Source organism: Bacillus sp. NPDC094106 (assembly GCF_044764345.1).
GTDB lineage: Bacteria > Bacillota > Bacilli > Bacillales > Bacillaceae_G > Bacillus_A.
Genome location: NZ_JBIWHY010000030.1, coordinates 1 through 22,351, shown reverse-complemented (window position 1 = coordinate 22,351; position 22,351 = coordinate 1). Strand labels below are relative to the sequence as shown.

Genomic DNA, 22,351 nt, shown 5'->3' with positions numbered 1-22,351 from the left:
TTATGCTGCTTTTCTCTTAACAATTAGGTAAATAAAATAAGGTGCTCCAATAAGTGCTGTAATGATTCCGGCTGGTATTTCAATTGGTGGAATTATAATTCTTCCCACCATATCTGCGCCGACTACAAGTAATGCACCAAGTAAAGCCGAAACTGGCAGAAATACTCTACTATCTGAACCAACTAACAAACGTGCTGCATGTGGAATAACAAGACCAACAAAGCCAATTGTTCCTGCAACCGCTACAGAACTAGCAGCTAATCCAACCGCTGTACCAATTAGTATGAAGCGGACAATGTTTAAGCGCATACCGAGCCCTCTTACTGTTTCTTCATTCAATAAAAGAAGGTTAATTTGTTTATAACTTAAAAACACAATCACTGATCCAACAACGGTCCATGGCCATAACATTTCAACGTGTTGCATAGACCGTGCATATAAACTTCCTTTTAACCAAACAAGTGCTTGTGAGGAGTCAAGCGCAAACTTTACAATAATAAATGTAATTAAAGCCTGTAAGCCAGCAGATATTGCGACTCCACATAACGCAAGACGTTCTGGTTTTAACCCGCCTTTTTGGTACGATAACATATAAACAAGTATACTTGCGAGCAATGCACCCAAAAACGCTGCAACAGGAAGCATCATCGGCGGGGCACTCGGGAACACTAAAAGCATCACAACAGCAACAAGTCCTCCTCCAGCAGAAATCCCAATAATATCAGGAGCAGCAAGCGGATTTCTCGTAATGCTTTGTAAAACAGATCCTGATAGTGCCATATTAATACCTACTAACGCCGCAATTACCAGACGCGGGGCACGATATTTTAAAACGACTCCTTTCCCTGTTGTTATTTCTTCCACGATTTGTGAAAGCGGTGTTGGAACTGCCCCTAATCTTAAGCTAAGCACTGCAAAGAGAATGAATAATAGAACACCTACTATCATAATCATTGTGAATCGCCCAAATTTCTTCATCGCATAGCACCCCTCTTTCTTCTCATTAAGTAAACAAAGAATGGTGTGCCAAGCAATGCGGTAATGACGCCCACAGGTGTATCTGCTGGATAGGAAACCCACTGCGCTACAAAATCAGCAAAGACAAGTAAGTTCGCTCCAAGTAATGCTGAGAATGGTATAATGATTCGATAATCTTCACCGACGATTTTCCTTGCAATATGTGGAACCATCAAACCTACAAATCCAATTGGACCTGCCACTGCAACTCCACTTCCAACTAATAGAACAATGATAAGTGCAAAGATGCGGCGTATACGGAGGACATTGATCCCTAATCCCCGCGCTGTTTCTTCACCAAGAGCGAGAATATTCAGCTGATTTGCTAGTAAAGCCGTAATAATGATAACTGGTCCTGCTGTTACTAATGTTAGCTTTATATCAAGCCAATTTGCCCCAGATAATTTACCAGCCATCCAGTATAAAATTTCATTTAGTTGTGTTTCATATAGTAAAATAGATCCTGTTGTTACAGAACCAAGAAAGAAACTAACCGCAATCCCAGCCAATACAAGGCGCGACGGTGTATACTCTCCGCGAAACGCTAAGGAATACACAACACTGCCACCAACTGCAGCACCAACAAAAGCTGCTATTAAAATAACAAAGCTCGCATCCTTATCACCAAAAATTAAAAGAGCTAACACCACAAAGCAAGAAGCACCTTGGTTTACCCCCATAATTTCTGGATCTGACAACGGATTACGTGTAATTCCTTGTAATAAACACCCCGCAACTGCTAGCGCAGCACCGATTAATATTGCGAGTAAAACACGCGGCATACGTACATGCCAAACTGTATAATAAATTAAGTTTTTCGTATCCGCTGAAAATACTTCATACAGATTATATAGTGTAAGACCTTTCACACGAAATAAAACAGAAATACTAGCGATTACTAGTAATAATAGAAAGAAAAAAATAAATTTAAAAACAGAAGGAGCATACGAAAAAAGTTCCCGTTTGCTCTCTAATTGTTCCTCCTTCAAAGCAGTCCACTCCCTACTTAGCTGACTGACCAGTGAAAGCTGGGATGGCTTCATCTAAAATTTTTGATGCTGCAATTGGCCCGCGGCCACGTGCCCATAGGTTACGATCCACATCAATTACATGTTTTTCTTTTACGGCTTTTAAATTATTATATAGTGGATTTTCTTTAAATTTCTCAACTTTTTCACCATATAAGAATATGTAATCCGGATTAATTTCATTTAAGCGTTCCATAGTGATTTTTGCGATTTCCGCCTTACCTTCTGTTTTCTCTTTTTTACCTTCAAATGCATATTTCACACCAATGTCTGTCATTAATGTTCCAATAAAGGAATCTTTAATCCAAACAGAAAATTCACCATCAAACGCACCAATTACAACTGCAGTTGGTTCACCTTTTATTTGTTCTTTTGTTTTGGCAATCTTATCTGTTAACTCTTTCTTTATCTCTTTTGCCTTATCTTCTTTGCCAACAGCTTTTGCAATGGTATCAACATTTTCTAATACTTCTTGATAGCTATTATCGTCTAAAGCAATCGTTGGTGCGATATCTTGTAATTCTTTCTTAACCATATTATGACGATCCTTACTTGCAATAATTAAATCCGGTGTTGCTGATTGAATTACCTCTAAGTTTGGCGCTTTCCTCTCACCTACATCCGTTGTTTGTTTCACTTTATCTTGTAAGTATTCTGGAATTTTTGTTTTTCCTATCCCTGCAGTTGCAACTGGTGTCATTCCTAAAGCTGTTAATGTATCAGTAAATGAGAAGTCCAGTGCTACCACTCGTTTTGGAGTTTCCTTCAACTCTGTTTCTCCCCACTCGTTCTTAATTTTTACTGCTCCAGTTTGTTTTGTTGCTTCCGCTTTCTCTTCTTTCTTCACTGTCTCTTTTGATTCTGCTCCACATCCAGAAAGAGCACCCACCGCTAACGCAAATGCTAATGCGGCAATACCAAACTTCTGTCTTTTCATTATGTAATCCCCCATCTATTAATATTGATAATCATTTTCATTTAATATAATAACATAATTTTGATAATTGTCTATACTTTTACAAATTATGCACCTTTTGTATGACATCATCGAATACATATTGTTTACGTACAAGTGAAGAAGACATCCCACTTTGCATCCCGCTATATGCTGGAACAAACTGAATTTTGTCACCGACACGATATGTTATACTATCTGTTATATCAATAATTAAATGATCACTACTCCCGCCAAGAATTTCGATATGCTCATCAAGTGGATATAATCCACTAATATCCAAATCTTGTCGACCAATGGCAACGATAGCCCGCAATCGTTCTCCTTTCTCTTCAAAACATGGAACTTGACCAAAAGCGTTTTTTCCAATCACCCCTTTAGGCATCGAGGGCTTTCTTTTCATCTCAATAATCTCAGCTTCCACCAAAAATATATCTTGGTACATAAAAGGAATGTTCTTCCCATATGCTGTTTCTTTCCCGAGGAAAATAGCTTCGCCAATCCGAAGAGAATTGACACGTCCTAGTTCTTTCCTCTGTAAGATAAGAGGTAGGGAACTAGAATTCCCGCCCGAAATAATTGAAAGTGGCTGTGCGATTTTTCTTTCCACTAACTCCGCTAATTGCGTTAACTCTCGTAAAGAAGACTCAGTTGGAATCACACCGCTAAAACAGGTGAAATTAGCTCCAATACCAAACAGTTCTATCCCTTGTACTTCAATTACCCTTTGAGCAGTCTCTACCGTTTGTTCAGGCATCATCCCTTCACGAAGATCTCCTAAATCTACCATTAAAATAACCCGATGTATTTTTCCGCATCGTACTGCCGCCCTTCCTAACGCCTCAATCACACAAAGTTCAGAATTCAAACTGATATCTACAGTCTGAACCGTCTCCTCCACTTCTGATAAGGCTGGTGTACGAATTAAGAGCAATTCTACAACGCTTCCCATCAGCGAACGGATTTTTTGGAGATGTTGTAATCTTGAATCAGCAAACCTTGTAAATCCAACTTCGTTTAAAATTTCAATTACTTTTGTTGCAGCCCCCACTCCTTTAGTTACAGGAAAACACATAATATTTGCACGCTCGCACAGTTGTTTCATCATAAGAGCATTATGTTTTAATTTTGAAAGGTTTATTTTCATAATGGGTGACATGTTGCATCCCTCCTACATACAAAGCGGATTTGCAAAATTTGTATATAAATACGATTTTGCCTGATCATGTATTCTCATCGAAAAAAGTGCCTTTGTTTCAATGAAAGGAGCAAATATTGCGGCTTTTTGCTCTGTTGTTGCCCCTGCCATAAAATCTTCCACAACATTTGTAACAATTCTCCATAACTCTTTTTCTTGTATATCATCAATCGTTCTAGCTATTGTAAATAACAAATCTCCAAAATGATTTTGTAAAACAGAATGAATGAATTTGTTATACACTTCGTTCATATCATCCGTAAACAACGCAGCTTCTTGCATGCTATCAAGATTTATCCATTTTGCTAATTTCTCTTTATGAATTCTCACCCCGCCAAGATCACGAACAAGAATACGAGTTACTTCACCATCTTTTGTAGCAATAATCGAATTTTGCATATGTCCCTCTAAGGCTATCCCATACTGTAAAACCAACTCCAATAATGGAAACATCACCTTTTCAGTATAATGAGCTATATAGTGACATACCTCTTTTTTACCAACGTCTTCCTTTCCGAAATATGTACGCATGATATCTAAAATGACCGGTTCATTTTCTTTTAATGGATTACTTGCTGTTAAACTAGCACCAACCCATAGTAATTCTCCGTCTCTTCTATATTGATTGGGATCTTCTCGTAAAATAAATGCTAAATTACGCCCTAAATCTCTATTATTCTGTTTAGAAAAATAAGCTCCTACCCGCTCTCTTATAACAACGACAGATTGCTCTAACTGTTGCTCCTTTTTATATATGCTATCTAGTACTTCGGATAATAACGGGCCATTTACTGTAATTTCTGGCGATACAGTACGAACAGCACTCGTTGCTTGTGCCCGTACTGGAAGTTTCACATGATATGGTAGTTTTAATATATTCATTGTTCGAAATGATAGTGTTGCACGTGAAGACAATTGATATGGAATTGGAATAATCCATCCTTCTTCCAATTCCGGACCGTATTCTTCTTGTAACACATGCTCATATTGCCATGGATGAATAAGAAATGGATAATAATCCTCCATTCTTTTTTCCTTGTTTATAAGTAATGTATATACTGCTTCATATAAATCTGATGAACTTTCATATATGAGTGGTTTTTTTATATGATCTCCGGTTACTTCAGCTACATCTTTATGAACAAGCAAAACGTTTAATGGAACAACATGTTCAAATTCTGGTGCATACAACTCCACTTCTTCTTTTAATAAACCAAGTTTCGTTTTCGTAGATGGATGAAGCGGATGGCCTTCAATGACGAGTGATTCCGTATAAATAAACTCATCAAATGGTATGCATATTTTTAAAGTTTTTAAAAATTGATATAGATTATTTGGCCTTGTTTTTGTTACAAACATAACGTTTGTCTCTAATTGTTGTTTCACCCATTCCTGTTTCCGATCCCATGCCTCATACGCTAGCTCTAAATTAGTTACACTATTCTCCAATTCTTCTTGTAAAGACTGTGAAATATAAATACACAAAAATGGAGCTACTTCTTCCAAAAACATTGACAATGACTCAATCCATCTTATATGTCCACGAACTTTAAAACGAATGGGGAATATGAACTCGTAGCGTTCAAATGCGCCTTCTTGCTCGACTTCTAACAATAATTCCACATCATTTAAGCTATCTACAATTTCTATGCCCTGCTCATGTTTGAATATCGCACAACTCTCTTGTAATACCTTCTCTCGAATAAGTGCATTACAAAAACGATTTAAAATACTCCGTTCTGCTTTTACTCTATTAACTCGTTTGCTTTGAATGGACAAACTCTCTCCCCCTCTTTTTTTGTTGTTTCAGACTGATAAATTGAAATAAAAGTGGAATCATACATACAATCCCCATCAAAATAAATGTTTCAACAATCCCAACATATTCAAGGGAATAACTAACTAAGATTGAACCAAGCGGAATCATCCCTCGATCCATCAGCACTACGCTAAGCATCAGTCCTCGCTCTTCCTCACGGACATGATGCTGAAAATAAACACGATTACTTGATCGTAATAGCTGACCAAATAAACCAATAGAGAATAAGAGAACAAAAAATACATATGCATTATTAATAATCAGTAGCGCTAAAGAAATGGAAAATAGGATTAAGCTAGCATAATACAGACGCACTTCTGAAATATAGCACAGTGCTTTCGGCAGAATTATAGTAGCTATAATCGCACCAATTGCAGCTGATGACATAGCAATTCCAAACACTTCTGCTTTTCCCGTAAATTGTTTTGAAACAAGCGCTGGCAAGACAGACGTATAGGAAAAACCGAAAGCCATTGTAATAAGTGATGTCACAAAGATATTTCTTCCCATTTTGTCATAAGAGAAATACGCAATAATTTGTTTCCAACTCGCTTTTCTCTTTTCTTTTCGTTTTTTCATCGGTTGATCTTTCATTGATAAAACAAGAACCCAGGCAATAAGTGAACAAACGGCCTGCATCATAAATGTTAATGTAATATGTCCTGCTGCGATAAGAAATCCTGCTAATGCCGGGCCTGTTGATCGACAAACATTCATAACAAATGAATGCATAGAAATCAGTTTACTAATTTGATTATTTGTATCAATATCTGAAAGAAGTGTATTCCGATTTGGTGTTTCTAATGCACTAATTACCCCTCGTATAAATGAAAAAAGTAAAAAAACAAAATATGAAGGAGTAACGAAAGCAGCATAAATCGCAAGTAAAGTTGTCAATACAAATCCCCAAAAAGAATATGATCTCATTAATTTGACACGCGGATATAAATCACACAGTTTTCCTGCATACACACTAAATAATGCAATAGGAATAAGTCGCACAAAGTTTAACCACCCTAAATAAGTTGCACTATGGTACAAATCATAAACGTACCAATTGATAGCGGTCATTCCGAGCCAATTCCCCATAAACAAAAAAAATGAACTAACAAAAAAAGGTTTTCGAATAAGAATCACCCCAAATTTTTTGTTGCAATTTTAAATCCACCCCTTATAATTGAGATTGATTATCAATTTCATCACAAAACCAATATAAAATATTCTTTCTTTTTTGTAAAGATTAAAAATTAAGAAAGGTGGTTCCTATGCAGTTAAAGAGCATTCATTCATTTGAGACAGAAGAACAAACACTATTTTCTTTTTTACAGCAAACTCATCCACCGTTACATGAAACATATAAACAAAATCTATCTAAAGGTCGGGAGGGTATATTAGAACGCCTTCTCTCTTCTGTCATTCGAGAAAATATAAGTAGGTTAATGAATACCGCGGTAACGTTTCAAAAATCATATGAAACATTTATTTCTATTTCAACAGACGATTGTCCAGATTATTTACTAGACTATGTACATACACATCAGAAGTTATTTGAAAAATCTTCTCTGATACAAGCTTTATATTTTAAGAAACAAAACTGTTACTTACTTGTACCAATTCAACAAATATATGCTTTTGATCGTCCAATTGTACATGGTCCATATATACATATATCACCATCTACACAAAAAGAAATTACGCATCCAAACGAAGTATTAGCTTTAATTTTCCAAGAAGATTGGGAGGGACCTTCTTCCTATTTTCATATGTTTGAAGAAGATTTGGCTAATAGCGCTGCTAATTTATCCTTGGCCTATACATTTCATGAACAATCTAATGCAGTTTCAACATTAACTGCAGCGGCCCAAACAAATGATCATTATACTTTTTTTGAACAACTTGTTATCGAAGGACACCCTTGCCATCCGGGAGCAAAAATGAGAAAAGGTTTAAATCCTGAAGAAACAATCGCTTATTCAGCAGAATTTAAAAATACGATTCCACTCCGGTTTGTAGCCGTTCATAAACAAAATGTAAGTACCGCATTTATGAACTCACAAGATTGGAATCCTATCATTTTTTCTTTTGAACCTATATTAAAAATCGAGGCAAAGATACGATTGGGCGATAAAATAAATGATTATTTTTTATTACCTATCCATCCTTGGCAAATGATTCATACATTGCAAGAATTATATAAAACGGAAATTCAACAGGAGAAAATTATTATTTTTGATTATGACGCACCATATGTAGCTGGCATGTCATTTCGTACCATCTTCCCGGCGAATTATGAAACAAGAAGGCCCCATTATAAATTAACAACAAATGTTCATTTAACGGGGGAAGTGCGGACATTATCAGAACAGACCATCCATAACGGTCCTCTGATGAGTAACATATTACAAAAAATTGCAAAAGAAGATACAAGTATCGATGAAGCAAAATTCATTCCGATTATGGAACGTGCTGGTGCACATTTCCTTGATATAAATGACTCTAATATAGATTGGCAAACAATGAGAAGTGAAAATCTCGCATGTGTCATTCGTGATAATGTTCACTCCTATATTCATAAAGACGAATGGGCAATTGTAGGTTCTGCTCTCGTTGCATCAGTACACGGAGCAAATCAACCTCTTATCGTTGAACTTATCGAACTGTATAAAGCGAAGCATTTTCTACCATTGCATGATGCAATCATTACCTTTATTGAAAAATATGTAACTAACGCTTTAACTGGATTTATTCCACTTATGGTGAAATACGGAATTGGTCTGGAAGGCCATCTACAAAATATAGTGCCTGTCTTTAAAAAAGATGGTACACCAGATCGACTTCTTATACGTGATTGGGAAGGCATCCGAGTTCATCGTGGTCGCTTACGGCAAGCAGGAATTGACATTACAAACTTCCATCACAAATCTCGAATTTTAGTTGATGATGAAAAGAGTGTACGAAATAAAGTATTTTACTCAGTAATGCAAAATCACTTTGGAGAATTATTTATTCATGTCAGCCGTTTCTATAAAATTGATGAACAACTGCTTTGGAATATTGTAAAACGAGTTACACAAAATATTTTTATGGATTTACGCCAAGACATGCGCTATATACAAAATGCAGCCGCGGATTATGATGTTTTCTTTGCAGAAAAGATAGACTATAAAGCTTTAACGCTCATGCGGATGATGGGTGAAGCACATTCCTACTTTTATGTAAAAGTTGATAATCCATTGTACAAATAATAAAACATCCTTCTTTTCTCATTAGAGTGAAGAAGGATGTTTTACGTTCATTTTTTCTTTATACATGTTCTGTATACACGTATCTCGATCTACATTATTCTAATCCATTACTGCGGCAGAGCATCATACACATACGGATCTTTTGGCTTTTCGATTTTTTCGACTTTACTTACTTTCACAAGTGGAAATAGCGTTCCTTTATATGTTGTTTCATCTAATAATCCAGTTACTTGTACCCACGTCTCTTCCGGAAATTTTTTCATTTCTTTCCCAGTTACAATCATCCCCCACACAGAAGCATCTGCAATACAACATGTAATACCATACCTGGCAACTACTGTTTTATCCCCTTTCACCTCTTTATCGTTATAAACAAACCCTGTAAATGTAATTTCCTTTCCCTTAAATCCAAGAACATCTTGACCAATTATATTCATTGTTTGAATATAATTTTTGTCCTCTATTTGTATCTTCTTTTGATTCATTATCGTTTTCTCTAACTGTTCCGACGATTGTTCTGATGTAGGAAGATTTTGAATCGGCTCTTCTTCTTGATCAACTAATAGCTCTCGCCAATCAGAACTTACTTGTTTTTCCTTTATTACTTGCTTTTCTACACTTTTTGCCTGTGCACTTTGATTCATTCCTCTCTTCGATGCTAAGCTACCATCAATTGTTACGTTAGAAAATAAAAAAGCGCTCACAATTGGAATAACGAATAGAGCATATAAAAGTACAACCTTCATTCTTGATTCCGGTGCGGAATGATGCGCGCAACAATTACAATCCTTTTGTTCCACTTCCCCATTTCTGCATACTTGTAAGCAGCCTAGAAATAGAAATACAGCAAACGCTACATATGTAAACCTCGTCATTTTTGGTGCAATGAAGTGTTCAATGTTCCCTGTCACAAGAAGTTTAAATAACAACATCGCCAAGCCAAGCAAAATAATCCCACGAATATAACGATGAAAGGCCTTTTGCTTTTGACTACTCATCGTTTCCCCTCCTTATCACATTGTGAGCTGAACAACCATGTACACAGACACAATCACAATCCCAATAAAAAAGAATACAAACTTCTTTTGAAAATAGGCAAATAACATAAACGTATTTTTAAAATCAAGCATTGGACCGAATACAAGAAATGAAAGAAGAGCTTTAGTCGAAAATATATGACCGAAAGATGCGGCAATAAAAGCATCCGCAGCTGAACAAAGCGATAAGACATACCCAAAACCCATCATCACGACTGGTGAAATCAGCTCATTATGTGCTACTACATCAAGTGCATTCCGGTCTAAAAATGTTTGAAACACACTTGCTAAACAAGCACCGATTAATAAATATTTTCCTGTATCAAAAAATTCATCAACTGTGTGACTTGCAACATCTTTCCAACTCTTTTTTTGCTTTTCATGGACCGAGACCGCTGCATCTTTTAAAACGTTTTTCCCTCGATAGCAATAATACACAACGAGTCCAATTATTAGTGAAACTAGAACTGTTATACCAAAACGAGCGTATACGACAGTTGCATTTGTTTGAAATGCATAAAATGTCGATAAAAAAACAATCGGATTCATAATTGGAGCACTTACTAAAATAACCATTCCAACATGAAGAGGTAGTCCCTTTTGAATGAGCCTTCTAACAATAGGTATAATGACACATTCACACATTGGAAATACAATACCTACAAATGCTGCAGGAATCATCGCTACGATAGGAGATTTCGGCAATACCTTTTGAATCATATCTTCTGTAACAAATACTTGGATAATAGAAGAGACGATAACTCCTAATAAAATAAATGGTACTGCTTCAAAGAAAATGCTTAAAAAGACTGCATTCACATTCAGCCATTCTTTCGGAATACTTTTGTGTAAGTTTGCTAGGCTTGTAAAGTCCACAAAAAATAATAAAAAAAGAAAAATAGCAATGAGGAGTGTACCAATTAACTCTTTTGATATTCTATTAAAAACCAACTTCCTCGCCTCCGTTTTATTCATATTTAAACGTATGCTTGTCCTCTTTTTCTATGACATAATCCAAATATTTTTCTATGATCTATTCCTATTCTCAAATCGTAATCATTATGATTTATTGTTGCATTTTATCTCCTTGTCGTTTATTATAAAACGTAATGATTACGATTTAATAGGAGGAATATACAATGAAAAGAGTACCCATTACTGTATTAAGTGGTTTTTTAGGATCCGGAAAAACTACTTTATTAAATCATATTTTGACAAATAAAGAGGGATTAAAAGTAGCAGTCATTGTAAATGACATGAGCGAAATAAACATTGACGCTGCTCTTGTAAAACAAGGAGGTTTTTCCCGCACTGAAGAAAAATTAGTAGAAATTCAAAACGGTTGCATTTGTTGTACACTTCGAGAAGATTTAATCATTGAAGTAAACCGTCTTGTAGAAGCAGGAGATATCGACTACATCGTTATCGAATCTTCCGGTATTAGTGAACCCATTCCAGTCGCACAAACATTTACGTATATGGACGAAGAACTTAGCATTGACTTAACAAGTAAATGTCGCCTTGATACAATGGTTACTGTAGTTGATGCAAATCGATTTTGGGATGATTTTGCCGCTGGCGAAAGTTTACTAAATCGAAAACAAGCAATTGATGAAACCGATACAAGAGAAGTTATCGATCTATTAATTGATCAGATTGAATTTGCAAATGTGATTCTTTTGAACAAAGCGGATTTACTGGAGAAAGAAGATGTCATGGAATTTCATCGCCTCTTACAAAAATTGAATCCTGGGGCAAAAATCATTGAATCTTCATTTAGTGTAGTTCCACTAAATGAAATTTTAAATACAAATTTATTTAACTATGATGAAGCAAGTCAATCAGCTGGTTGGATTCAGGAGTTAAATACCGAACACCATACGCCCGAAACAGAAGAATACGGCATCGGTTCCTTTGTTTATCGCCGCAAACGTCCATTTCATCCTGTACGCCTTATGAAATGGTTACAAAAATGGCCATTAGATGTAGTAAGAGCGAAAGGCTTTTTCTGGCTTGCATCTCGTAACCATATGATGGGGCTTCTTTCTCAAGCTGGTTCTTCGATTACCATTCAAGGTGCTGGTGAATGGATTGCCGCATTACCTGAAGCTGAGCAACAGCAAATACTTATAGAAGAACCAGACATCTTAAAAAATTGGGATAAACAATACGGGGATCGTATTACAGAACTTGTCTTTATTGGAATTGAAATGAACCAGTCTACAATTGAACAATCTTTAGATACATGTCTACTAACTGATGAAGAAATGGAACAGGAATGGGATAATTTTGTTGATCCAATTCCTCCGTTTACCGTTGTATCATAATACAACGTAAAAAAACAAGATGGTTTCCTCAAAGGGTGACCACCTTGTTTTTATTTATGTTTTAGATTTATTAGGCTTATTGATTACATTACCCCATATAACAAGTATAATTGTACTTATCACAACAAGAATCCCGTAACCGATTCCTGCACGTAAATCTATTGAAGAGCACAATTTAATCATCGAAGCATTAAGGAACAAGGATGCAGCACAAATAGAGCAAATAATGTCTCAAAACTGGTTGCGACCAATGAAAGAAATACAAAAAATAATTTCTATGCAATAAGAGAAAGAGCCGTTTATGTTGTAGAAAACATAAACGGCTCTCCCTTCACACTTCTCTATGATTATGCACGAATCTCGGCATATTTCTCAATGTCCCTAAACTCTTTTTCTAACTCTTCTAAGGAAAGCTCGTATAATTGTCGGCCGAGAACTTTAAACACACCTGCCCCAATTAACTGATCAATTAAATACCTCTTACGATTTTCAACAGCAAAACGGAGTTGACTACCCATCTAAAAAAACTCCTTTCTACAACAATTGAAAATGATAACCTTTATTAATTACCACTTTGATTGTAAAAGATGATGTTTTATAAGTAAAGTAATTTCATGAAATATTTACCTTACAAACTGTTTGTGGCCACATTATATATATGTATGTTACGCAAAGAATGTTATGACACTTTTTATCATCTTTTTTCTTTCATACTTCGCAAATTGTCTGAATATGATTAAATTCTCCTCATCTTTTTTGATAATAAGGTGACAAATCCATACTTTATATGTAAATCATGTACTTCTTTTACAATCGTAATATTTAATAATGTATACTTTATTTTGTGTTACGCCACGAGTCACCTCTCCACTTATACAATCTTCGTTACTTTTCATACAAGTCCTTTTTTCTCAACAAAAAAATAGACTACTTCTTTTTCTCTTTCATATTGTTTAATAGTAAACAAAAATTCAAGGAGGTTATAGTTTTGAAACGGCTATTTCTCTGTATGGAACGAGAACTTGTTGTCTTGGAAGAAAAAAACGAAGAGTATCAAATTCAATATCATTTACAAAATATGCAGCCTACTTGTATTGCAGTAGACCCATTTCAATCCAACCGTATATATTGCGGTACGTTTGGCCGGGGGTTATGGTTAAGTGACGATAGTGGGGATTCTTGGAGACCGATTGGCGATTCTTACCGTTACTTTGATTTCCCTAAAGAAGATGGTATTTTACATTCTTCTATTACTGCGATAACTGTAAGCTCCAATAAGAAAGTTAATGGCTATGGCGTCGTTTATGTTGGCACAGAACCTAGTGCCTTATTTTACTCAGAAAATGGTGGTGAAACGTGGAATGAATGTAAAAATATGAAATCATTACTTTCTTCATATACGTGGGCATTTCCCCCTCGTCCTTTCACACATCATGTACGATGGATTACAGTTGATCCAAATAAACAAGATACGCTACATGTATCAATTGAAGCCGGGGCCGTTATTCAAAGTAACGATAATGGACAAACCTGGACCGATAAAAAATTCGGTGCTCCTATCGATGCCCATCAATTGCTTATGCACCCCGATGCTCCTAATCGTCTTTATACATCATGCGGTGATGGGTTTATGAGTGGTCCTGATCGTGCCTATCTCGAAAGTTATAATGGAGGAAGTAGCTGGACTTCATGCAGTGAAGGATTAGAACATCACTATTTATACAGTATGGCTATCGATCCTGCTGATTGCGATACGATCCTCGTTTCTGCTGCGCCAAGTGCTGATTTAGCTCACCACCGTATTCCTTATGAATCTTATATTTATCGAAAAACGAAAAATACACCTTTCCAACAAGTACATCAAGGACTACCATCTGCAATCAGTACAGTTATTTCCATGCTTGCAACAAATCCAGCCGAGCCTCATACGTTTTACACGTTAAATAATAATGGTGTCTTTCAATCTTTAGATGCTGGACAAACGTGGGAGCAATTAAATATTCCATGGAAAGAAGAATATAAAACGCAGCATCCTCACGCTTTATTAATTACTACTTCTTAATACAAGGAAAAGGACTGCCAAACTATTAAGGCAGTCCTTTCCTCTTTTATTTCTTTAAATCAATTACAATATCATCTAACACAATATTTTTACTTTTCGCTTCTTTTTTAGGTACTTCAATTTTATTCTCTTTTCCGCCGCTCATTTCTACTCCGCCATGATTTTCAGGTGTATGAACTCTTAAGTTAACACGGGGAGTAACAATCAATTTTGTTGCATTTTCATTGAGTTTTCGGAATGTAGCACTCCAATGACTTTTATATGGTTCTGCCGCTGTACTTTTCCCTCCATTTCCTTCACCTGCATATTGATTTCCTAAATCATCTTTAATTTCTAATTCAACATCCGCATCATCCCATTGACTTAGTAACTCCTTAGAATCTTCTTGATTGTAAAAAATGATGAATGACATCGGGGTCACTTCCATTTTTTCCATACTTACTTTTACTCCTTCTTTTTCCGAACTTCCATGAAGCTTTATCTCTTTACTGTCCATTGCCTTTAAAGTAAGCGCAAAATTCCAGTTCCCTTTTATTGCTTTCTTTTCCTCCAACATATCTGTTTGTTCTATATTCCATCTAATATTTGCAACATCTTTTCTTTTACTACCATGATCAGTTGCTGTTATCATACCTACATACTTTTTATCCCCCACTTTAGTAGTCTGAGAGCTACCTCCCATTCCATCCGAATCCATTATATCTAAGTGACCAAATATACTTGGCTTCTCACCTAAATCTTTCTCACTTTCTATAGAATACGTTATTGATACCGTTCTTCCATCAAAAACAGCATCATTAATCGTTATTTTTACTCCATTACTTTCCCTCGTCATATTTAACTCAGTAGAAAATTCTTTATAATTTTCATAAAGTCCCGTCCTACCATTATCTAAAAACCGAAAAATATCCCCTACTATCGGAAGACTGCCAGCGTAAGTAGGAAACCCAATTCCAAGTGTTACAACTGACAACCCTACTAAAACGGATGCGGCAGCGACACCCTTTTTCCAGTTCTTCATTTTTTTCTTTTTACGCATAGCTTGTTTTAGATTCCGTTTCACTTTTTCCTTTTCAAATTCAGAAGCTTCTATTTCCTCAAATTCTTTTTCATCTATTTCGATATCATTTAATAACTCATAAACGTCTTTCATATTACACTACCTCCAAAACTAATATTCGTAGCATTTTGTTGTAGTTTCTTTTTCCCACGATAAATCCGATTATCTATTGCTGCCCGAGTTAAACCTAATTTCTCTCCTATCTCCTCTGTCCTTAAACCGAGAAGAAATTTCATAATGAACACCTTTTGGTCTACAGGCTCTAATTGGTTAATGAGCTGTATTAGTTCCTCCCTATTTTCCATAACAATCAATTCATCTTCTATCGATTTTTCTGTACTTAAATTAAATTCATCTGAAATGACTTCCACTTTCTTGTTGGCTTTTCGGTAATAATCAATTGCTTTAAACTTAGCAATCGCCGCAATCCATTTCTTAAAATCGTTTGAATCCCCGTAAAACTTATTTGCGTTATTCCAAACAGAAAGAAAAATATCATTGATGCATTCTTCTATAAGCCCATCGTTTTGAATGGGAACAAGAACTTTATGCGTTATCCCTTTTACTAATGGCAAATATGTATCGACAACGAATTCTAGCGCATCTTCTTTTTGCCGCTGCAACCTTTTTATAAAATTTTTATCATTTGATTTCATGTAGCGATTCCCCTTATTTTTTTGTAAAAGCTTTTACACCTTATATAACGTACAGGAAAATTTTTTCTCTTATAATTACCATTATTTTTTTCATTTCATAAAGTGAAATTCTCATCTAACATACTCCAGAGCATACAACTTCACATATTCTGTCTATCTAACAAGATACAGTAAAAAGACAATGAATCGCTAACAAAACCGGAAATTGATGATTTCCAAGCTGAAAGTGCAATGGAATATATGCTACAAGTGAATGAGTGGTTAAAAGTTTACCATATTCATGTTGCTTAAAAATAAAGAGAGTTCAAGACGTATATGTCCTGAACTCCCTTTTACATTTCTTAATTTGCACGTTTTCTATTTTCTGTATCAATGGACCATCCAATAATCGTAGCACAGTCCCTTCCTTTCCATTCAAGGACATTCGCTAAGACGGGCTCAATTTGTAGAAATTCGCCATCATGTAGTGCATCAAATAAAGATTGATCATCCTCAAACGTTTGCTTATCACACTCTAAAATTCCATCTGTTGCCATAACAATGTGATTCATACCTCTTTCTAATCCTCGAACCCCCGAAGTAAAGCAAGGTGTATTCACCGCAAAAACATTTCTTCTTCCTATACATTCATAGTATTTCCGCTGATTTAGTCTTCCTTTTCCATTCTTTCCTCGTTCAGGATGAAATAAATAAGCAAAACAATCACCAACTGATAACCAATATAAGAACTCACCTTTTCGTAAACAAATTAAACACGCAAGTTCTCCATTCTCTTGTTCACATTTCTCAAGAAATAACTCATCTGTAAACAATGCTAATAAATACATATGTGTATGATGAAATGCTAGATGAATGGGATATGAGAATAATTCTTGTAACTTCTCTTTTCTTTCAGAAATTGCTTCTATTATATAATGTATATTTTTCGTTTTATGATGAGCATCAAAGATCATAACAAATTCGAATTCTAATTGTGGGTCCCACCAAGCTAGTACTGCATCTCCTCTTTCATACGCATCACTCTCTTGATTCCCTCCATATACGCCAACTGAAAGAGGACCACATTTTTCAACATGTATTTGGTCTAAATACATCTTTTCATGACTAATCCATTTAAATGTATTCACTTCTATCATCCTCTCTCTTGCTATGTGTATGCCCTTACACTAAGAGTACCGTATATTTCAAGAAAAATAAACTTTTTCAATAATTTTTATACAAATAAAAGGATTTTACATCTTATAAAACGAATATATCTTACTATACGATATAAAAAACGGAGGCATATCATTATGAAAACCATCAATCAAAGTTGGGAAACCATTTACTATCATTTAAGGTATGAATATGAAGATAATCTTTCTCACCAAGCCATTCGGATTCTACAAATCATTTTCCGAGAACAGGAAACTACAATTGGCAAGGTTGCTTTTGAATTAGGCTTATCTCATAATACGGCATCAGAGCATGTCAAACGTCTTATTCAAAAAGGATTCGTTATGAAGGAGCGAAATAAACAAGATGAACGAGTCGTTAATCTAACATTGACTACAGAGGGGAATCAAGCTTTAACAAAGCATACATTATTAGATGAAGAAAAACTAAAAGTTTTAGAATCTCAATTTTCAAAAGAAGAACAGCAATTACTCGAACAAGCTTTTTCATTATTAGCAAAGGAGGCAAAATATGCATTTCCTCGTTAAAATTATCGTCTCGGCCCTTATCATTGGTGGTGTAACTGAGTTTGCTAAACATTATAGTACCATTGGCGGCTTTATTGCTGCTCTTCCACTTATCAGTTTACTTAGCTTATTTTGGATTTCTGTTGAGGGCGGAAGTAAAGAAGAATTAAGTCAATTTGCTATAGGAGTATTATATGGTTTTCCTGCATCAGCATTACTATTATTTATTGTCTATATTGGGTTGAAAAATTCTTTTTCATTAAGTACATCTGTATTATTCGGTATAGGTATTTGGTGTATTTTATTAGCTTGTCAAAGAATCTATCAAGCATAGAGGGGGATTATAGAGTCTATAAGATTGAGGCGGGGGGGCTCACTCCCCATTCGTACAAGATAAGAAGAAAAGCCATTTAGGTTATATAACCTAAAATGACTTTTCTTACTTCTATTATTTAGTAACATAATAATTTGTCACATACTTTATCCAGATTTCATGACCTTTTGCATTTTGGAAACCAAACTACTGTGTGATCAGTTGAGTTTGAAATATTACTTCTTAGCTAATTCAAGATGTTCCTTTAATTTTTCAGATACATTTTGACGATCTTGTTCAGATACGAAATAATACCAAATTTCATCTTGCAAATGACCATCTCCAGGAATTTGAATATCTTCTTTATTTTGCAAACAATCTTTATAGTTCTTTTGCATATCAAACATTTGATCTTGTGTTAAATTTGTCTTTACATTCTTTTGAATTGCTTTTAATACGTCACCGTAACTTGCAAGAGAAGAGAAGTTTGCTCCTTTCATAATAATAGCTTGCATCACTTGACGTTGGCGCATTTGACGACCGAAGTCGCCATGAGGGTCTTCCTTACGCATACGTGTATATGCTAAAGCTTCATTTCCTGTTAAATGAATGTTTCCTTTTGTAAAGTGACTGTCATCTAGACTAAACTCTAAATCATTATTAACATCTACACCACCCACTGCATCGACAATATCTTTAAACCCTTCCATATTCACTTCAATATAATAGTTAATGGGCATATTTAAGAAATTTTCTACCGTCGCAATAGACATGTCCACTCCACCAAATGCATAAGCATGATTAATCTTATCTTTCTTTCCTTTTCCAACGATTTCTGTATACGTATCACGTGGAATACTTAGCGTTTTCATCGATTTTGTCTCAGGGTTTAATGTAATTACCATTAAAGAATCCGAACGCCCTCTATCATCGCCACTTTCGTCCACCCCTAATAATAAAATAGACATTGGTTCAGATTTATCAATTTTCTTCGTTTCTACACGATTAACATTTTTATCGCGCTCTAACGGTTTATGAACTTCATTTAATGTTTTGGAAACTGAAGAATATACAGTATAAGCATAAACTCCAACACCGATTACAATTACACCTACAACTCCTAAGATCCAAAATAGAATTTTCTTTTTCATCTCTGTAACCTTCTTTCTACTTGTACACTAGCTCTTTGTATATCCATTCGGAAGCTCGTTATACCAACGCTAAGAAGAATAACGAGTGTCCTTAATAGGAAGTAACGGTTTCCATCCTAATTACCGATAGATTTTCTCCGCAGATGGTACAAATAATTTTAAAATTTATCGTGCTACAGCAGATACTTGTAATACATTTCGAATCGTTTCAATGACTCTATCTTGCTCTTCTACTGTCATACTTGATCCAGAAGGCAAACATACTCCCTGACCAAACAGGTTATCCGAAACACTTCCTATTTCACTATGAGTATAATACTTTGATCCTTCGAATACAGGTTGTTTATGAAGCGGTTTCCAAATTGGACGTGCTTCAATATTTTCTAGCGCTAGAGCCTTAATAATATCTAAATATGTAACACCTGTTATCTTCTCATCAATAAGTAATACCGATAACCAGCAATTTGGAACTGCATCTTGGAACTCTGGCATACATGTAATACCTAAAATATCTCCTAAAGCCATTTTATATCGATCAAAAATATTACGACGAGCTTGCACACGCTCATCTAACACTTCCAATTGCGCCCGGCCCACGCCAGCAAGAATATTACTCATCCGATAGTTATAACCAACATGACTGTGTTCATAATGAAGTGCTGGATCACGGGCCTGTGTAGAAAGAAATCGTGCTTTTTGAATTGCTTCATCATCATTTGATACCAGCATCCCACCGCTAGAAGTCGTAATAATCTTATTACCATTAAAAGAAAAAATACCAAACTTGCCAAATGAGCCTGTTTGCTTTCCTTTATACATGGTCCCTAACGATTCTGCTGCATCTTCAATAACAGATACACCATACTTATCACAAATCTCTACAATTTCATCCATCTTTGCACTTTGACCAAACAGATGCACAACAATCACTGCTTTTGGAAGTTTTCCAGACGTTTGTGCATCTTCAAATGCTTTTTCAAGAGCAACTGGAGACATATTCCATGTATCTGGCTCTGAATCTATGAAAATTGGTTTTGCACCTTGATACAAGACAGGGTTCACACTCGCTATAAAAGTTAAAGACGAACAAAATACAATATCTCCTCTTTTAACCTCTAATAATTGTAATGCTAAATGTATAGCAGCAGTACCAGAACTAACAGCAGCTGCAGCTTTTACCCCTACATATTCAGCAAGTTGATTTTCAAATGCATCTACGTTTGGTCCTAATGGAGCTATCCAGTTCTGTTCAAATGCTTGATTTACATATTTTTGTTCATTTCCACTCATGTGTGGTGGCGATAAAAAAATCCTTTTGTTGCCCATTATTCTATTATCCCCCTTATAATAAGGTAGCTTATTTTATAACTCTTGCTGGAGATCCTACTGCCGTACAAAAAGATGGTATATCACGAATAACGGTTGCTCCTGCACCAATTATACTCCATTCACCAATTTTCCGATTTGGAATTACAATTGCTCCTGCACCTACCTGTGTGCCTTCATTAACACTAACTGATCCTGTCAACGTTGCATTTGGAGAAATATGTACAAAATCCCCAATATAATTATCATGCTCTATCACTGCTGCAGTATTAATAATGACATGATTCCCAATTTTAGTATCTGCATTAATAACAACATTTGGCATAATAACCGTTCCAATTCCCACAGAAGCAGACTTACTAACTACAGCAGTTGGATGAATGATTGCTTCATAACTGTTATCTTCCAAGTTTAACTGCTGAACTATCCTTTTTCTCAAAGCATTATTTCCAATTGCAATCACAATCTTAAATCTAACCTCTACTAATAAAGGAGCAATAGAAGAGATTGGACCATACCATATACCATGTTCCTTACATAACCTTTTATATTTATCATCAAACAAAGCAACCACTTGATAACCTATATTTGCTTGAATCATATCTGTAATAACTTTCGCGTGTCCACCTTGACCAATTAAAGCTATTTCTTTCATTTCATCACTTCTTTATTTGAATTTACCCCTGCAAATTTTTGCATTGTTACATGCCCTTGCTGACTAATCCCCTCTGATTTGGATACCTTAACTACTGTTAAGAAGAGAATCTTCAAATCTAACCAAACAGATTGATTATCAACATACCAAACATCTAAGGTAAACTTTTCTTCCCAAGAGATTGCATTTCGACCATTTATCTGTGCCCAGCCTGTAATACCTGGCCGAACTTCATGACGCCTTGCTTGCTCAGGAGTATATAAAGTAAGGTATTCTATCAATAATGGACGAGGCCCTACCAAACTAATATCCCCTTTTATTACATTAATCAATTGCGGTAATTCATCTAAACTTAACTTTCGAAGCAACTTACCAAATGATGTTAACCTCATATCGTCTGACAAAAGGTTGCCATGTTGATCTCTTGCATCTGTCATTGTTCGAAATTTATATATATAAAAAGGTTTACCTTGTAACCCAGGACGTTTCTGTTTAAATATTACCGGTGACCCTAACTTTATTTTTATTAGAATCGCTACTATAAACAATATTCCCGAGAATATTAGCAATAAACATAAGGAGATTAATAAATCAAAAAAACGCTTCATTCATCATCACGCCCCCTACGGATATATAATCATACATATATATGTCTTAGATAAAATAAAAAAACTGCTATCTGCAGTTTTCACTTCATTTCTTATACATCATAATGAAAAAATCTTTGGATAGGCTACACTGAACTAGACAAAAAAATTAAGGTCAAGTAGACTACAACTAATATATTTGAGGAGAATCTACTATGACGAAAAATAAAAGA

The 22,351-nt window shown here is 35.4% G+C and carries 21 protein-coding genes and 1 pseudogene; 6 read left to right on the top strand and 16 right to left on the bottom strand.

Going from position 1 to position 22,351, the window contains the following annotated elements; all coding sequences use genetic code 11:
- The 6 genes from ACIQ7L_RS26590 to ACIQ7L_RS26565 all read right to left on the bottom strand — a co-directional run bounded on the left by ACIQ7L_RS26590 (nucleotide 1) and on the right by ACIQ7L_RS26565 (nucleotide 7,154).
- A complete protein-coding gene (locus ACIQ7L_RS26590; RefSeq protein ID WP_400573015.1) occupies nucleotides 1-978 on the bottom strand; it encodes a FecCD family ABC transporter permease in 978 nt (325 codons plus the stop codon).
- A complete protein-coding gene (locus tag ACIQ7L_RS26585) occupies nucleotides 975-2,006 on the bottom strand; it encodes a FecCD family ABC transporter permease (RefSeq protein WP_400573013.1) in 1,032 nt (343 codons plus the stop codon). Before ACIQ7L_RS26585 ends, ACIQ7L_RS26590 begins: the two co-directional genes overlap by 4 nt.
- 13 nt (nucleotides 2,007-2,019) lie before the next feature.
- Nucleotides 2,020-2,982 carry an ABC transporter substrate-binding protein gene (locus tag ACIQ7L_RS26580; RefSeq protein ID WP_400573011.1) on the bottom strand — a complete coding sequence of 321 codons (963 nt, stop codon included), beginning with the start codon at nucleotides 2,980-2,982 and terminating at the stop codon, nucleotides 2,020-2,022.
- A gap of 79 nt (nucleotides 2,983-3,061) precedes the next feature.
- Nucleotides 3,062-4,159, bottom strand: a complete 1,098-nt coding sequence (locus tag ACIQ7L_RS26575; RefSeq protein WP_400573009.1) for an alanine/ornithine racemase family PLP-dependent enzyme — start codon at nucleotides 4,157-4,159, stop codon at nucleotides 3,062-3,064.
- A gap of 12 nt (nucleotides 4,160-4,171) precedes the next feature.
- Nucleotides 4,172-5,977, bottom strand: coding sequence for an IucA/IucC family protein (locus ACIQ7L_RS26570; protein ID WP_400573007.1), 1,806 nt, complete (start codon nucleotides 5,975-5,977; stop codon nucleotides 4,172-4,174).
- Nucleotides 5,952-7,154 carry an MFS transporter gene (locus tag ACIQ7L_RS26565; protein WP_400573006.1) on the bottom strand — a complete coding sequence of 401 codons (1,203 nt, stop codon included), beginning with the start codon at nucleotides 7,152-7,154 and terminating at the stop codon, nucleotides 5,952-5,954. Before ACIQ7L_RS26565 ends, ACIQ7L_RS26570 begins: the two co-directional genes overlap by 26 nt.
- 128 nt (nucleotides 7,155-7,282) lie before the next feature.
- On the opposite strand from ACIQ7L_RS26565, the gene ACIQ7L_RS26560 reads away from it, so the two are divergent.
- Nucleotides 7,283-9,262 (top strand): IucA/IucC family protein, encoded by a 1,980-nt coding sequence (locus tag ACIQ7L_RS26560; protein ID WP_400573004.1) that lies wholly within the window; start codon nucleotides 7,283-7,285, stop codon nucleotides 9,260-9,262.
- Nucleotides 9,263-9,369: 107 nt separating this feature from the next.
- On the opposite strand, the gene ACIQ7L_RS26555 is transcribed toward ACIQ7L_RS26560, so the two are convergent.
- Together ACIQ7L_RS26555 and ACIQ7L_RS26550 are read right to left on the bottom strand one after the other, a co-directional pair.
- Nucleotides 9,370-10,260: a TIGR03943 family putative permease subunit gene (locus tag ACIQ7L_RS26555; protein ID WP_400573002.1), complete on the bottom strand. Its 891-nt coding sequence runs from the start codon at nucleotides 10,258-10,260 to the stop codon at nucleotides 9,370-9,372.
- A 15-nt stretch (nucleotides 10,261-10,275) separates the two neighbouring features.
- Nucleotides 10,276-11,250: a permease gene (locus tag ACIQ7L_RS26550; protein ID WP_400573000.1), complete on the bottom strand. Its 975-nt coding sequence runs from the start codon at nucleotides 11,248-11,250 to the stop codon at nucleotides 10,276-10,278.
- A gap of 188 nt (nucleotides 11,251-11,438) precedes the next feature.
- On the opposite strand from ACIQ7L_RS26550, the gene ACIQ7L_RS26545 reads away from it, so the two are divergent.
- Nucleotides 11,439-12,626, top strand: a complete 1,188-nt coding sequence (locus ACIQ7L_RS26545; protein ID WP_400572998.1) for a GTP-binding protein — start codon at nucleotides 11,439-11,441, stop codon at nucleotides 12,624-12,626.
- Nucleotides 12,627-12,768: 142 nt separating this feature from the next.
- Nucleotides 12,769-12,912, top strand: a pseudogene (locus ACIQ7L_RS26540) (GntR family transcriptional regulator); the annotation flags it as partial.
- Nucleotides 12,913-12,973: 61 nt separating this feature from the next.
- On the opposite strand, the gene fbpA reads toward ACIQ7L_RS26540, so the two are convergent.
- A complete protein-coding gene (gene fbpA / locus ACIQ7L_RS26535) occupies nucleotides 12,974-13,144 on the bottom strand; it encodes a Fur-regulated basic protein FbpA (protein ID WP_400572996.1) in 171 nt (56 codons plus the stop codon).
- A 470-nt stretch (nucleotides 13,145-13,614) separates the two neighbouring features.
- On the opposite strand from fbpA, the gene ACIQ7L_RS26530 reads away from it, so the two are divergent.
- Nucleotides 13,615-14,688, top strand: a complete 1,074-nt coding sequence (locus ACIQ7L_RS26530; RefSeq protein ID WP_400572994.1) for a beta propeller repeat protein — start codon at nucleotides 13,615-13,617, stop codon at nucleotides 14,686-14,688.
- 46 nt (nucleotides 14,689-14,734) lie between these two features.
- Here the strand turns inward: ACIQ7L_RS26530 and ACIQ7L_RS26525 are convergent, their stop codons facing one another.
- The 3 genes from ACIQ7L_RS26525 to ACIQ7L_RS26515 form a co-directional block, all read right to left on the bottom strand.
- Nucleotides 14,735-15,841, bottom strand: coding sequence for a DUF4179 domain-containing protein (locus tag ACIQ7L_RS26525; RefSeq protein WP_400572992.1), 1,107 nt, complete (start codon nucleotides 15,839-15,841; stop codon nucleotides 14,735-14,737).
- Nucleotides 15,838-16,404, bottom strand: a complete 567-nt coding sequence (locus ACIQ7L_RS26520; protein ID WP_400572990.1) for a sigma-70 family RNA polymerase sigma factor — start codon at nucleotides 16,402-16,404, stop codon at nucleotides 15,838-15,840. Before ACIQ7L_RS26520 ends, ACIQ7L_RS26525 begins: the two co-directional genes overlap by 4 nt.
- A gap of 341 nt (nucleotides 16,405-16,745) precedes the next feature.
- On the bottom strand, nucleotides 16,746-17,540 hold the full coding sequence (locus ACIQ7L_RS26515; protein WP_400572988.1) for a PP2C family serine/threonine-protein phosphatase: 795 nt from the start codon (nucleotides 17,538-17,540) through the stop codon (nucleotides 16,746-16,748).
- 156 nt (nucleotides 17,541-17,696) lie between these two features.
- On the opposite strand from ACIQ7L_RS26515, the gene ACIQ7L_RS26510 reads away from it, so the two are divergent.
- Nucleotides 17,697-18,107 carry a MarR family winged helix-turn-helix transcriptional regulator gene (locus ACIQ7L_RS26510; protein WP_400572986.1) on the top strand — a complete coding sequence of 137 codons (411 nt, stop codon included), beginning with the start codon at nucleotides 17,697-17,699 and terminating at the stop codon, nucleotides 18,105-18,107.
- Nucleotides 18,091-18,420, top strand: coding sequence for a DUF3147 family protein (locus ACIQ7L_RS26505; RefSeq protein WP_400572984.1), 330 nt, complete (start codon nucleotides 18,091-18,093; stop codon nucleotides 18,418-18,420). Before ACIQ7L_RS26510 ends, ACIQ7L_RS26505 begins: the two co-directional genes overlap by 17 nt.
- Before the next feature lie 215 nt (nucleotides 18,421-18,635).
- On the opposite strand, the gene tagU is transcribed toward ACIQ7L_RS26505, so the two are convergent.
- From tagU to ACIQ7L_RS26485, 4 genes are all read right to left on the bottom strand, one after another.
- The gene (gene tagU / locus ACIQ7L_RS26500; RefSeq protein WP_400572983.1) at nucleotides 18,636-19,550 is read right to left on the bottom strand and encodes a polyisoprenyl-teichoic acid--peptidoglycan teichoic acid transferase TagU; all 915 of its coding nucleotides are present in this window, start codon (nucleotides 19,548-19,550) and stop codon (nucleotides 18,636-18,638) included.
- A 165-nt stretch (nucleotides 19,551-19,715) separates the two neighbouring features.
- Nucleotides 19,716-20,876 carry a DegT/DnrJ/EryC1/StrS family aminotransferase gene (locus ACIQ7L_RS26495; protein WP_400572981.1) on the bottom strand — a complete coding sequence of 387 codons (1,161 nt, stop codon included), beginning with the start codon at nucleotides 20,874-20,876 and terminating at the stop codon, nucleotides 19,716-19,718.
- Nucleotides 20,877-20,907: 31 nt separating this feature from the next.
- Nucleotides 20,908-21,531: an acetyltransferase gene (locus ACIQ7L_RS26490; protein WP_400572979.1), complete on the bottom strand. Its 624-nt coding sequence runs from the start codon at nucleotides 21,529-21,531 to the stop codon at nucleotides 20,908-20,910.
- Entirely contained in the window at nucleotides 21,528-22,139 is a 612-nt protein-coding gene (locus ACIQ7L_RS26485; RefSeq protein WP_400572977.1) for a sugar transferase, read from the bottom strand. Before ACIQ7L_RS26485 ends, ACIQ7L_RS26490 begins: the two co-directional genes overlap by 4 nt.
- Nucleotides 22,140-22,351 lie beyond the last annotated feature (212 nt).

Bases quoted from the DNA above. Each gene is read 5' to 3' on its own strand.
- ACIQ7L_RS26485 (WP_400572977.1), bottom strand. From the start codon at position 22,139: ATGAAGCGTTTTTTTGATTTATTAATCTCCTTATGTTTATTGCTAATA.
- ACIQ7L_RS26555 (WP_400573002.1), bottom strand. From the start codon at position 10,260: ATGAGTAGTCAAAAGCAAAAGGCCTTTCATCGTTATATTCGTGGGATT.
- ACIQ7L_RS26580 (WP_400573011.1), bottom strand. From the start codon at position 2,982: ATGAAAAGACAGAAGTTTGGTATTGCCGCATTAGCATTTGCGTTAGCG.
- ACIQ7L_RS26525 (WP_400572992.1), bottom strand. From the start codon at position 15,841: ATGAAAGACGTTTATGAGTTATTAAATGATATCGAAATAGATGAAAAA.
- ACIQ7L_RS26510 (WP_400572986.1), top strand. From the start codon at position 17,697: ATGAAAACCATCAATCAAAGTTGGGAAACCATTTACTATCATTTAAGG.
- ACIQ7L_RS26505 (WP_400572984.1), top strand. From the start codon at position 18,091: ATGCATTTCCTCGTTAAAATTATCGTCTCGGCCCTTATCATTGGTGGT.
- ACIQ7L_RS26515 (WP_400572988.1), bottom strand. From the start codon at position 17,540: ATGATAGAAGTGAATACATTTAAATGGATTAGTCATGAAAAGATGTAT.
- ACIQ7L_RS26545 (WP_400572998.1), top strand. From the start codon at position 11,439: ATGAAAAGAGTACCCATTACTGTATTAAGTGGTTTTTTAGGATCCGGA.
- ACIQ7L_RS26490 (WP_400572979.1), bottom strand. From the start codon at position 21,531: ATGAAAGAAATAGCTTTAATTGGTCAAGGTGGACACGCGAAAGTTATT.
- ACIQ7L_RS26495 (WP_400572981.1), bottom strand. From the start codon at position 20,876: ATGGGCAACAAAAGGATTTTTTTATCGCCACCACACATGAGTGGAAAT.
- ACIQ7L_RS26575 (WP_400573009.1), bottom strand. From the start codon at position 4,159: ATGTCACCCATTATGAAAATAAACCTTTCAAAATTAAAACATAATGCT.
- ACIQ7L_RS26520 (WP_400572990.1), bottom strand. From the start codon at position 16,404: ATGAAATCAAATGATAAAAATTTTATAAAAAGGTTGCAGCGGCAAAAA.
- ACIQ7L_RS26590 (WP_400573015.1), bottom strand. From the start codon at position 978: ATGAAGAAATTTGGGCGATTCACAATGATTATGATAGTAGGTGTTCTA.
- ACIQ7L_RS26560 (WP_400573004.1), top strand. From the start codon at position 7,283: ATGCAGTTAAAGAGCATTCATTCATTTGAGACAGAAGAACAAACACTA.
- tagU (WP_400572983.1), bottom strand. From the start codon at position 19,550: ATGAAAAAGAAAATTCTATTTTGGATCTTAGGAGTTGTAGGTGTAATT.
- fbpA (WP_400572996.1), bottom strand. From the start codon at position 13,144: ATGGGTAGTCAACTCCGTTTTGCTGTTGAAAATCGTAAGAGGTATTTA.